Origin of the sequence: Terrilactibacillus tamarindi (assembly GCF_009718825.1) — a bacterium.
GTDB classification, from domain to species: domain Bacteria; phylum Bacillota; class Bacilli; order Bacillales; family Sporolactobacillaceae; genus Terrilactibacillus; species Terrilactibacillus tamarindi.
Window position 1 is genome coordinate 35132 of sequence record NZ_WNHB01000015.1, and the last position, 13004, is coordinate 48135.

The window sequence follows — 13004 nt, forward strand, 5'->3', positions numbered from 1 at the left end:
TCTAGAGCCTGAAGACATAGGTACTACCGCAAGCCCCTAACAGCTGCATCCGGTATACATTGAGTTGCTGCCGTTTAATATCTTCTTCCCCCCATAAAGATTTTGCACTCTTTTTATAAAATCATAACCACCTTCCTGAACTGCACCTCAAAAGTTAGAGTAAAAGTCTAACTCTGGGGTTCAGTACATTTTTTCAGTGTCTTTTTTATTTTGCAACACAAGACATACTTGATTATCTTTTTCCTATCCAGAAAAAATCTTAAAAAAATTTCCCTCCCTCTCACCATTTCCCCCTCCTCCCTGCGACTTATAGTGTGAAGGAGGTGATAAACATGGCCACAGCAGATGTACTAAATAGCACTCTAATCCTTTTGCTTGATGGCGGGATGGATGAAAAAGGAAAACAAATCTATAAAAGAAAAAGCTTCCGAAACATCAAACCTTCCGCTTCCCAGGATGCACTTTATGCAATCGCACAAGCTCTTGCCCCACTCCAAACGCTCCCCTTAATCGACATCGAGCGTACGGACGTTTCCCAGCTTCACGAGTAAGATTTAATCTCTAAAAAGAAAGGAGGTGAAACTCATGAAAACACTTCAACTCCAATTTGAAAATACGACAGGCGGCACAGTGAGCCTCACCCTTGATAATCCCGTTGAACCTGTCAATCCAGCAGCCATCCAAGCTGCACAAGCTGCCATCATCTCACAAAACGTCTTTACCTCAACAGGTGGTGATTATGTGAAAGTTAAAGGAGCCAAAATTATCGAACGTAATGTGACAGATATTGCTTTAAGCTAAAGATTAAAGAGGGGTTCGCGGTCCCCTCTTTTTTCAATCTATAAGAGGAGGTTAGAATAATGGATCAATGGATCGCTATGGCAAAGGATGTCGGTTTCCCCATCATGGTAACCTTATATTTGCTATACCGGATTGAAGGAAAGCTTGATGAACTTAACCGTTCCATCCAAGAGCTCCCTGCCTCATTAGTCCAGAGATTATCAAAAGATAAAGCATCATAAACATAGCCCCACGTTTGAAATCAATTTCATTTCAAACGTGGGGCTAAAAAAATTTTTCTATTTATTCACCATTTTAGGTTGCTCAATGCGATTTATAGATTGAGAGGAAAACTGATTGATCCTTTATCATGTACAACTATCCAAATGTCTTTCTGAAGTGGACTTATCTAACGAAATGTCTTTTTACGGTGCCTGACACCTAAAAACCAAAAAACCATGTCAGATAATTTAACATATTACGATAATTATATTGACACATTTAATCGAATAATGTATCTTTTTAGATAAATAGTTTGTTTATACTCCGAACAAACAAACTTCTTAAAAATAAGGAGATGATGTATCCTATCTATAGATATTCAAGAAAAATGTGAAGGTAGCGTGTTCTGTGATGAAGAAAGGTAATTTAGATCTCATTAAGAAAATGAATAGAACTCTAGTTCTTGAAACAATTCGCCGGGACCAACCCATAAGTAGAGCAAGTATTTCAAAAAAATTAGGGCTCAGTCGATCGACCGTCACTCTCGTTGTAAATGAACTTTTGGAGAAAAAATTTGTTTTTGAACTAGGATTAGGTGATTCGACCGTTGGTGGTGGGCGAAAAGGGATGAAACTTGGTTTTAATCCAAAGTCTGGTTACGGCGTTGGTGTGGATATTGGTCGATCTAATATCATCATTATTATTACAGATATGGATAGCGACATTGTGTTCAAGGAAATATATCCTTCGACAAATAATGTTGAAACAATTGCAAATTATATTTCAACATCAATGAGTAAATCTGGAGTCGACACTAAGAGAATTTTTGGGATCGGGATAGGTGTTCCAGGTCTCGTTAACACAAGGTCAGGGGAAATCATTGAATTATCTGCTTTAGGTTGGAAGAATTTTAACTTACTGGAACAAATACAGCCCTACTTTAAATATCCTATTTTTGTAAATAATGATGTCAATTGTGCAGCACTTGGCGAAAGATGGGTTGATAAGACCGATAATATGATATTTATTGCTATAGGTTCCGGGATTGGGAGTGCCATCATTGCAAACGGTGATTTGGTTGAAGGACATCATTTCTCTGCTGGTGAAATCAACTTATTTATTGATAGAGAAGATATCAAACATGGCAAAGAAAATAATTCCGAAAGTATCGGTGTTTTTGAACAACAAGTTTCAGGTTTGGCATTTGAAAAACTGGGTTATTCTGCAGAATTTGTTCTTTCAAATTATAAAAAAGGTCAGAAAGAAATTGATCAGATCATTGATCAATTTGTCAACTACCTATCTATCACCCTTGCAAACATGACAAGTTTTTTAAATCCTGAAAAAATTGTTATTGGTGGCGGCGTTTCAAAATCTTTAAATGTTGTTATAGAAGATATCAAACAAAAAGTAGCTTCTTTCACAAATATTCCGGTAGAAATAGAACTAGCTTGTTTGGGAAGCGACGCAGGTGCATTAGGGGCTATTGCTTACGCTTTTGACAAAATACAGAATGAAGACTTTATGTAATTTATCCGTTTAAAAATATAAATACGAGGAGAATGACTATGAAAAAGCTTTTAAGCTTACTCTTTGTTTTGGTCCTAATATTCGTAACAACGGGATGTTCGTCTGGAAACGGCTCTGATGGAAATGGAAAAGTCACAATACGAGTCCTATCAAGCGATGATTTTGCTGATTTTCGAAAAGAAGCCGTAAAAGAATTTGAAAAAGAAAATCCAAACATAAAGGTTAATTTTGAAAGTGTTGCTTATGATCAACTACACGATAAAGAACTTGCCTCATTCAATGCTTCTGGCGATGCTAGCTATGATGTAGTAGATGTTGACGAAATGTGGACTGCAGAATATGCGGATTCCGCTTTTATCCAACCAGTAACGGATAAGATTACTGATTCTATGAAAAAGGAATTAGTTCCAGCAAGTTTAAATATCACAAAATATAAAAACGATTACTATGGTTTCCCAATGTTCAATGACACTTACTTCTTTTACTACAACGAAGACATGCTAAAGAAAGCTGGATATAATGCACCACCATCAACATGGAATGAATTTACTGAAATGTCCAAAAAGTTACAAAGTAAAGGGATAACTAAAGGTCCAGCAAGTGCTTGGGGCTGGGGTGCAAGCGAAGGATTAGTAGGTTATTTTGGTGAATTTCTTGGATCCTTTGGTGGCCAATTCCTTGATAATAACGGCAAACCCGTTTTCAACAGTAAAGAAGGTGTCCAAGCCCTCCAATATATGAGAGATTCTATTCTAAAAGACAAAATTATTGCAGATGCATCTACGGGATATAATGATCGACAAATCTTAGATGCCTTTAAAAATGGAAAAACTGCTTTCGTATCAGGTTGGTCATTCTACTGGAATGAACTAAATGCGGATGATTCACCTGTAAAAGGAAAAGTCAAAGTTGGTCTTGTACCATCAGCAAATGGATCTGAGCATAAAACTGCGACGGGGTCGATGTATTTAGCGGTAACTCCTCAATCTGAACATCAAGACGCTGCATGGAAGTTCATTAAATTTCTCGGTAGCAAAAAAATACAAAAAGAACAATCTTTAAAAGCAGGTGCCTTACCTGTATGGCAAGATCTCTATAAAGACCCAGAGTTAAAGAAAAATCACCCAGCCTTAGAAGATATGGGGAAACAATTACAGTACACGATATCTCGCCCATCTCTTATTGGCTACAATGAATTTTCAAAAGACTTTCAAATTATTCTGCAACAAGTTCTTTTAGGTAAAAAAGATCCAAAAAAGGCTCTTGATGAAGCTGTAAAAAAAGCAAAATCAGCATCAAAACCAACTAACCAGTAAATCATTATTTTAATCACTCGGAGGATGAAGATGATCAAAAAAATAAGACCCTATGTCTATCTAGTTCCTGCATTCTTAGTGATCCTCTGTGTAACACTTGCACCTATTCTCTACTCTATCTTTATTAGTTTTATTGATCTTACTAAAAATGTTCATAAGTTGGATAACCCTAACTTATGGAGTTTTATCGGTTTTACCAATTATATCAACGTTCTAAAAGATAGTGTTTTTTGGAGTAGTTTAGTGAGAACCATTATCTTTACTGTTGTAACAGTTGGATTTGAATTTATTTTAGGGCTTGCCATTGCCCTTATCTTGAACGAAAAATTTAGAGCAAGAGGTTTAGTTAGAGGATTAATGCTTATCCCATGGGCTCTTCCAACCATTGTTAACGCGGTATTATGGAAATGGTTTTATGATGCAGATCATGGCACGATTACAGGTTTGCTTGCCCGCTTAGGATTTACTGATGGGTATAGTAATATTTTGAGTCACACAACTTCAGCCTTGATCGCCATTATGACGGCTGACATCTGGAAAAACACAGCCTTTGTTGCTTTAATACTGTTAGCTGCTCTTCAAAGTCTTCCAAAAGATATTTATGAAGCAGCTAAAGTCGATGGAGTAAAGCCTTTCCAAAGATTATTTAGTATTACAATTCCTCTTTTGGCACCAGCTATTCTAGTTGCTTTAATCATAAGAACAATGGAAGCATTTAAGGCATTTGATATTATTTACATTATGACAGGTGGCGGTCCAGGCGGGGGAACACAATTATTATCTTTTCTTGCTTATCAACAATCTATGGTATTCGGCAATTTTAGTTATGGAGCAGCCCTTGCTCAGATCATGTCCATATTCACCATGATCTTTGCCGTTATCTATATTCGAATTTTTTACAAGGACAGGGGGTAGGCAGGTGGAAAGAACAAAAAATCAGCAGTTTTTTATCTATCTCGGCGTTATAGCTGTGATGATATTCACTCTTGCACCTATTATTCTTTTAATCATTGCCACTCTATCTTCGGGACAAGATCTAAATTCTAAAACACTACACTTTCTTCCAAGTCATTGGACTTTGAAAAACTTTACAGATATATTTACAGCTGAAAGCAATGATGCAAGCGTACCGCCTTTTATGCAGGCATTGAAAAATAGTATTATTGTATCTCTCTCAACAACTTTTTTAACTTTAATTATTGCTATATTAGCGTCATATGCTATCTCGCGTTTTCGTTTTAAAGGTCAAAATGGACTATTGATGTCAACTCTTGGCTTTAGAATGGTTCCAGAAATTGCCCTTCTCATTCCGTTGTTCGTCATCTTTGCACGGTTTGGAGCGATTAACAACTTATCATCCCTTATATTGATTTACACAGCTTTTAATCTACCATTTGCGATTTGGATGTTACAAGGATTTTTTCGCTCAATTCCTAAATCAATGGAAGAATCAGCCTATCTTGATGGCGTCTCTTCTTTCGGGGTTCTCATCCGTTTTATCTTGCCTATTTCCCTTTCGGGGATTATCGCAACTGGAATTTTTGTTCTTCTGGCATCATGGGATGAATTTATGTTTGCAAGTATCTTTACATCAACATATGACTCAAAAACCATAACTGTAGCCATATCGGAATTCTCAAAACGTGGTATGGTAAACTTCGGTATGCAAATCACCGGTGGTCTCATTGCTTCATTACCACCAATTATATTAGCTTTAATTTTCCAAAAATTCATAGTAAGCGGACTAAGTGAAGGTTCAGAAAAGGGGTAATTTATCATGAGTAAATTTTATCAAGAAGTGTGTGAACAACCAAAAGCAATAAGAGAAACAATCCAAAATAATCAAAGTATGGGCATCGAAAAAGACAAACCTTTTCTATTTACGGGAATGGGTAGTTCTCTAGTTGCCTCAAAGTTAGCAGCTGAATATCTAAATGCCAATGGTATAGATGCCATAGCAGTGGATAATTCTGAACTCTTATACTATTATCCAACAAAATTTCTTGAACAATTTCATGTCTTTGTTATCTCACAAAGCGGAGAAAGTTATGAAGCGGTTGAACTAGCAAAAAAATATGACTCTGTGACAGCAGTAACAAGTTCTCCTGATACCACGTTAGCAAGTTTGGCCGGGAGAAGCCTATATATTCACTCTCATAAGGAAGAAGCCATCGCTTCATCAAAATCATTCACGTCGACAGCAGCTCTCCTTCTTCTATTAGCCTCAAAGATAGCAGGCACAGACTTAACAAAACAACTCTATGATGCTGCGGATATCTTAGACCAGCAATTTAAAAATGCAGATGAATATAAAAGAAAAATCGGCCAATTCCTTGACGCTAATAAACCCCTCATACTTATTGGCCGCGGTCCGAGTGTTTGTACTGCTCAGCAAGGGGCCCTAACATTAAAAGAAACAGCAAGAATGTTCACTGAAGGAACATCAGCACCACAGTTCCGTCACGGACCTTTTGAACTTATTAAAGAAAACTTGCAAAGTATTTTCTTTAATCCAAAGGGGATCACCTATGAAATTAATAAAAACTTTGTCTTAGAAATGGCAGATTTAGGCGCTAAAGTGCTCTATATTTCAGAAGAAGAATTAGTCCATGACAATATACTTTCCATCGTCATACCGTCATCTGATGAGTATGCGAGTGTCACTATTTATTCATACATCACTCAGCTAGCAGCTGTCGAACTCTCCTCACAAAAGGGTTTGGTCGCAGGAGAAGCAGAAATCATTAGTAAAGTCACTGGTAGGGAATAATCATGATTAATTTAATTGGTAATATTAATATAGATTTAATAATGGCTCAGGTCTCACACCGTCCGGATTTCAATGAAGAACATATGGTAGATGAAATGATCATAAGACCAGGGGGATTAGCCAATGTCGTCTATCCGTTAGCTAAGTTAAATGAAAGACCTAGACTGATCTCAGCAATAGGAAATGATCAATTTGGTGATATGATTGTAAAAGAAATGGGCCCTTTAATTGAAGACAGTCTTGTCAGGATTAATACGCCTTCTGCTGTCTCCGTCTCGGTTGTTGATCAACTAGGATCCAGATATTTTGTGACTTATAGTGGTCATTTTTATGGAATGACTGATGACATTGTGAAACGATGCATAGATTTTGAGAAAGCCGATGCTTGTTTTTTATATGGTTACTTTCTTATGCCCAACTTCGGCGTTGAGGAAACTCAAGGATGTCTCATGCGTGCTAAAGAAAATAGACAGCTTATCTTTTTTGATGCGAACTCAGCTATTGATGGTTGGAGTGAAAAAAGCTGTAATGAAATTTTCTCTCTATTACCTTACATTGATTATTTCATGCCAAACGATGAAGAATTACTCCACTTAACAGGAGCTTCCTCCATAGAAGAAGGTGTAGAGATACTTTTTAATAAAGGGGCAAATCAAATCGTTGTCAAATGCGGAGATAAAGGAGCCACTGCATATTTAAAAAATGATGTTATCCATCATTCCGGATATCCTACTAAAGCTTACGATACGACAGGAGCCGGTGACAGTTTCAATGCTGGCTTCATGTATAAACTTGTTAATGGCTCGGATATGAAAACAGCCCTAGCATTTGGTAATGCACTAGCAAGTATTGTTGTTTCTCGGAAGGACAATCGATATCCTGATATAACAGAAATTGAAGAAGTACTCAATATTAAGTGTTAAAAAACATTGTTCAACTTTGGTATAACCTTTGCAAGGTCTGTTCCAAACACTTTGCAAAGGTTCCAAAATCATTTTTTATGAATTAAACTAACCTATCCACTTTACATGTAGGAGGTAACCGATGGCTAAAATCGTGATGAAAAATATCAAAAAACGTTATAAAAATAGTGATTCATTAACTGTAAAGGATTTTAATTTGAGCATTGATCACAAGGAATTCATTGTATTAGTTGGCCCTTCTGGTTGTGGTAAATCTACAACTCTAAGAATGATTGCAGGTCTTGAAGATATTTCAGAAGGCGACTTACTCATCGAAGAAAAAAGAATGAACGATGTAGCTCCTAAAAACCGAGATATCGCCATGGTTTTTCAAAACTACGCCCTTTACCCTCACATGACGGTCTATGATAATATGGCTTTTGCCTTGAAAATAAAAAAAATGAATAAATCCGAGATTGATTTACGCGTGAAAGAAGCAGCTAAGATTCTCGGCCTAGAAGAATATCTTAAGCGTAAACCCAAGGCCCTCTCTGGTGGACAAAGACAAAGGGTTGCTTTAGGTCGAGCCATGGTTCGGAATCCGAAAGTATTTCTCATGGATGAGCCTCTATCCAATCTAGATGCTAAACTTCGTTCGCATATGAGAGCAGAAATTTCAAAACTACACAGAAAATTAGGAGCCACCACCATCTACGTTACCCATGATCAAACTGAAGCCATGACAATGGCATCCAGAATCGTTATTATGAAAGACGGAATAATCCAACAAATAGGGACTCCTAAAGAGGTTTACGACCGTCCAGTCAATCGGTTTGTAGCTGGATTCATCGGGTCACCATCTATGAACTTTATCAGTGCGACTTGTTCAGATACAGCACTCAAAATTGGTGACTTCACATTTACCATACCCGAAGAAAAAATCGAGATACTTAAATCCCAAGGTTACTTAAATAAAAAAATTACTTTAGGAATAAGACCCGAAGATATCCATCATGAACCAAAAAAAGAAAAAAATAATTCAAATACTTTTCAAGCAACCATTGATGTATCTGAACTTATGGGTTCAGAAAGTCTCTTATATACCTCTCTAGGCGACTCTACTCTTATAGCAAAAGTAAAGTCTACTAACATTGCAAACGGAGAGAAAGTCACGCTTTCAATTGATTTTAATAAAATTCATTTCTTTGATAAAGATACTGAAGAAGTCATCCAATCTACTAATCAATCTAGACTTATTGCAATATCATAATATTTACGAAATAAACCTTGTTTATATGACCTAGATCTTAAATTCATCAATAAGAAAACCCGCTTTTCTCATATGAGTAGAGAACAGCGAGGATTTGTTGATACTTCATAACCCATTTTCTTTATTTCAACCCAAATTTCTGCTTAGCTAACGTGATTGATAAAGAGGAAAAATCAAACCATAAAATTTATGCCAAATAGCCCCGCATCTCTCCTGTTCAAGAGAGACGTAGGGCTATTCTTTGGCACCAATGTTCTTTCTGTGTGGAATATGCGAGCAAAGTGTCTTTTTGCGGTACCTGACACCCAATATCTTCTCATATATCAACTATTCAAATGTCTTTCTAAAGTGGACTCTTCTAACAAAATGTCTTTTTGCGGTGCCTGACCCCATTAGGATTCATTTATTTTACTTTTACATATTTGTATTTGCTTTTATTCCCAGATTTATCTTTTGCATAGATTTTGAGGGTTGAGTTTTTCTTTTGTCTCTTTATCTTAATACTGTAGGTGCCTTTTGAGTTGACTGTTGCTTTACCTAGATATTTACTTCCATTATAAAGATAAACAGTGGCGCCTTTTTCTGCTTTTCCTGTCACATGTGTCGATTTATAGGTTATTTTATTTACGCTTGGTATACCTGGAGCAGTTTTGTCAGCGACTTTAAATGTTGCACCTAGACTTTGATTTTTGGACTTATCTGTCGCATAAGCGATTAACGTTATGCCCGCTTTTTGTTTGGATTTAATCTTAACTGTAAATGTCCCTTTGCTACTCGTCGTCACGTAGCCTAACACTGTTTTCCCTGATTTAATCGTAATACGAGACCCTGACTCAGCTTTTCCTGAAATAGTCGTTTGATTATCTGCAAAAGTATAAACTTTTGGTTTGGCCGGTGCCGTTTTGTCAACAACCCTAAAAGATGTTCCGGAACTCTGATTTTTGGCCTTGTCTGTTGCATAAGCGATTAACGTTATGCCCGCTTTTTGTTTGGATTTAATTCTAACTGTAAAAGTCCCTTTGCTACTCGTCGTCGCGTAGCCTAACACTGTTTTCCCTGATTTAATCGTAATACGAGACCCTGCCTCAGCTTTTCCTGAAATAGTCGTTTGATTGTCACCAAAGCTATAGACAGTTGGTTTTGATGGTACTGTATTATCAACCACTTTTATTATCGTTGCTGAACTTGTATTTCCTGTTGTATCGGTGACATAGACAGCGACAGTAACACCTGCTTTTTGTTTGGCTACTTTTACTTTGTAGGAACCCTTTGAATCTGCTTTCGCTGATCCAATGACTTTATTTCCAACTTTCACCGTAATTTTGCCATAGGCTTCCGTTTTACCCGAAAGATACGTATCTTTATTGCCAAAGCGATAAACGGTTGGTTTCGTTGGTGCCGTTTTGTCGATTACTTGGACTGACGCTTCTTCGCTTTTATTACCACTCGCATCCTCGGCATATACAGTTAGCGTGCTACCTGCTTTTTGTTTTGCAATAGTCACTTTAAATGCGCCATGTTCATCGGCTGTGCTGCTTCCAAGATTATTACTTCCATTTTTCACGGTTACTTTTGCGCCAGCTTCGGTGGTTCCACTTACTAAAGTATCTCGATCACTCACGCTGTTTACCGTTGGTTTCGATGGTGCCGTTTTGTCGCTTACCTGGACTGACGCTTCTTCGCTTTTATTCCTACTTGCATCCTCGGCATACACAGTTAGCGTGCTACCTGCTTTTTGTTTTGCAATAGTCACTTTAAATGCGCCATGTTGATCAGCTGTGCTGCTTCCGAGTACATTACTACCATTTTTCACGGTTACTTTTGCGTCCGTTTCAGCGGTTCCACTTACTAAAGTATCTTGATCACTCACGCTATTTACCGTTGGTTTCGATGGTCCCGTTTTGTCGCTTACCTGAACTGACGCTCCTTCGCTTTTATTACCACTTGCATCTTCGGCATAGACATTTAGTACTGTTCCTGCGGACTGACTTGGAATAGAAACATGAAAATAACCATCCCCATCTGCAGAACTAGAACCAATCTCACTTCCATTTATAGAAACAGTGATTTTATCATTAGCATCAGCTGTTCCAGTAACAACTGTATCACTATCGCCAACAGGGTTTACATTAGGCTTGTTTGGTACAGGTGTGTCAGGATTGTCCTGATTTGTTGAAAGTAACGTATACGTTACGTTTGGACCTTTATCGGCAGGTATTGTAAAATCGTCTGGTGAATTTATAGATTTAACATAAGCCCCTCCGCCCCTGAGTTGGGTTGAAGTGCCACTGTACAGTCTAGCCTTTAATTGATTAAACGCTTGGTCCCCTTTAAATCCATATAACCCTGAATTTTGTTTCAAGAGTAAGGCAGCTCTAAAATCGGTCATAAATTTTCCAAATGTCAAAGTTGGATCAATATATTTTTTTATGAGATCTTCTATTGCTACGTAATCACTATTTGGATCATTGATAAGATCTCTAAAAAAACGATTCCCTTGGCCACTTTGAATTTTTAAATACTGCATAAATAAGTAGGATAAAGAATAATTAGCCAAAGTATCTCCGCTATAGTCCCAATAGAGTAGAGAATGTCCTGCGGCAATTGATGAATCATAATTGTAGTAATCAATTCGATCATCGAGAGCTTGTCCTGAGTATATTTGTTCGGCTGCCATAGATAGCCCTTCATTCATCCATGTATCCATGTCACTATGACCTTGGACAAAAACTTTTTGATTGTAATTAATCATATGTTGAAATTCATGGGCAAGCGTTGAATAGGCAGCAGATACATCTTTTGATGAAGTCATTCCCATCAATGGGTTCGTATCAATGTAAAAAATTTCTGATTGATTAGAGTGAGTGGTCGCATATAAATCTCCTGAATAAAAATAACCTGCCACATAGCCACCGTTCCCGCTAAATCCATCTTGGATGTCATAACAAAGAATGTTGACTTTACCGTTTCCGTCAACGTCAGATTCATTCCCAAAGTTATCAACATCTGAAGGATGAATTTTATCATCAAATTCTTTACCTAATATATCAGCTTCTTGGGTCGTAAGTTGATTGTTATTGACCCAAACATTCGCTTTTTCCCCGCTATAAAGGAGTGTCGCATTAATTTGATAATCTGTATTTGTTTCAAGATTAGAAACCCAGAAGTCTTTACTATCTCCTAAAACACTTTGCGATCTAATAGACTTTGTGTTTTTATTTCGCACTTTACTTTTATCTTTAGCATCAAAAGGTTTAATGTAATCTAATTTATACGCATCTTTATCTATCTTTTTGTTAAAGGCATAGTTGTTATTATTTATTTCAAATGAACCCGAATTCTCACTTTGACCTCCATCTGTTGATTCATTGCTGACAAGAACATAATTACTCGAAGTATCCGTTTCCGCGCTCCCTTTATAAAAAGGATTCGATACCTTAAAATATGTTACATCTGAATAGTAACTATCATAATAGCTCGCTAATGTTCCAACCCGCATATAAATATAAGGATCATTTTTATAAATTGATTTATCAATCATGGTACCTAAAGTCGCATTGGAGGAATCACTGACGTTAAATGTCGATCTACCTAAATATTCCATAGATCCATTATTATTAGTGTAAAATTCGATATATAAGTATGGATCTTTATAATATGTAGTATTCTGATACCCAAGAAGCACCTTCATTTGATCAGTTGAATACTCAATGGTGGAATTATATGTAATATAATGATTACTTCCATAACTATCATTCAATGTCCCTGCACTTCCTCCAGGATTTATCAAAGGATAGTCGCTTGGATTATGGTAATCCATCTCCCCCTTTTTTTCTTTTAATGGCACAGTCCTTTGATTTAAGTTTGACTGTAAATTTGATTGTTTTGTAGATTTGTAGACTGAATTGCTATTAGCATAAACACCCATTGGAAATGAAAAAATCAATAATGTAGCTAAGAAAATATAGACTATCTTTCTAATAGTAACCAAAACTATTCTCCCCCTTCTAAAATCTCCTTTATTTTACTCCAAGCGGGCTATATTCACCATCTATTTTTGCATTATTGAGATACTAATTTGGTGTTAAATGGAACCATCCTTATCGATAATAGGGAAAAACCAGCTATATAAACCAAGCCAAACAGCCCTACATCACTCCTTCTCTAGAGTGATATAGGGCTATTTAATTCTGGTATTTACAATGTCCTTCTGG

11 protein-coding genes are annotated in these 13004 nt (G+C 36.8%); 10 read left to right on the top strand and 1 reads right to left on the bottom strand.

Going from position 1 to position 13004, the window contains the following annotated elements; translation table 11 throughout:
• Window positions 1-332: 332 nt before the first annotated feature.
• From GMB86_RS10115 to GMB86_RS10160, 10 genes are all read left to right on the top strand, one after another.
• Window positions 333-551 (top strand): DUF1659 domain-containing protein, encoded by a 219-nt coding sequence (locus GMB86_RS10115; RefSeq protein WP_155219322.1) that lies wholly within the window; start codon window positions 333-335, stop codon window positions 549-551.
• Window positions 552-585: 34 nt separating this feature from the next.
• Entirely contained in the window at window positions 586-801 is a 216-nt protein-coding gene (locus GMB86_RS10120; RefSeq protein ID WP_155219325.1) for a DUF2922 domain-containing protein, read from the top strand.
• A 59-nt stretch (window positions 802-860) separates the two neighbouring features.
• Window positions 861-1022 (top strand): YvrJ family protein, encoded by a 162-nt coding sequence (locus GMB86_RS10125; RefSeq protein WP_155219328.1) that lies wholly within the window; start codon window positions 861-863, stop codon window positions 1020-1022.
• A gap of 370 nt (window positions 1023-1392) precedes the next feature.
• On the top strand, window positions 1393-2532 hold the full coding sequence (locus tag GMB86_RS10130) for an ROK family transcriptional regulator (RefSeq protein ID WP_196220185.1): 1140 nt from the start codon (window positions 1393-1395) through the stop codon (window positions 2530-2532).
• Between the two features lie 38 nt (window positions 2533-2570).
• A complete protein-coding gene (locus GMB86_RS10135) occupies window positions 2571-3848 on the top strand; it encodes an extracellular solute-binding protein (RefSeq protein WP_196220186.1) in 1278 nt (425 codons plus the stop codon).
• Window positions 3849-3878: 30 nt separating this feature from the next.
• Window positions 3879-4763 carry a carbohydrate ABC transporter permease gene (locus GMB86_RS10140; RefSeq protein ID WP_196220187.1) on the top strand — a complete coding sequence of 295 codons (885 nt, stop codon included), beginning with the start codon at window positions 3879-3881 and terminating at the stop codon, window positions 4761-4763.
• Between the two features lie 4 nt (window positions 4764-4767).
• A complete protein-coding gene (locus GMB86_RS10145) occupies window positions 4768-5619 on the top strand; it encodes a carbohydrate ABC transporter permease (protein WP_155219338.1) in 852 nt (283 codons plus the stop codon).
• 6 nt (window positions 5620-5625) lie between these two features.
• The gene (locus GMB86_RS10150; protein WP_155219342.1) at window positions 5626-6618 is read left to right on the top strand and encodes an SIS domain-containing protein; all 993 of its coding nucleotides are present in this window, start codon (window positions 5626-5628) and stop codon (window positions 6616-6618) included.
• A 2-nt stretch (window positions 6619-6620) separates the two neighbouring features.
• Window positions 6621-7541, top strand: a complete 921-nt coding sequence (locus GMB86_RS10155; RefSeq protein ID WP_155219345.1) for a carbohydrate kinase family protein — start codon at window positions 6621-6623, stop codon at window positions 7539-7541.
• 121 nt (window positions 7542-7662) lie between these two features.
• On the top strand, window positions 7663-8790 hold the full coding sequence (locus tag GMB86_RS10160; RefSeq protein ID WP_155219348.1) for an ABC transporter ATP-binding protein: 1128 nt from the start codon (window positions 7663-7665) through the stop codon (window positions 8788-8790).
• A gap of 403 nt (window positions 8791-9193) precedes the next feature.
• Here the strand turns inward: GMB86_RS10160 and GMB86_RS10165 are convergent, their stop codons facing one another.
• Entirely contained in the window at window positions 9194-12781 is a 3588-nt protein-coding gene (locus GMB86_RS10165) for an Ig-like domain-containing protein (RefSeq protein WP_230459077.1), read from the bottom strand.
• Window positions 12782-13004: the final 223 nt, after the last annotated feature.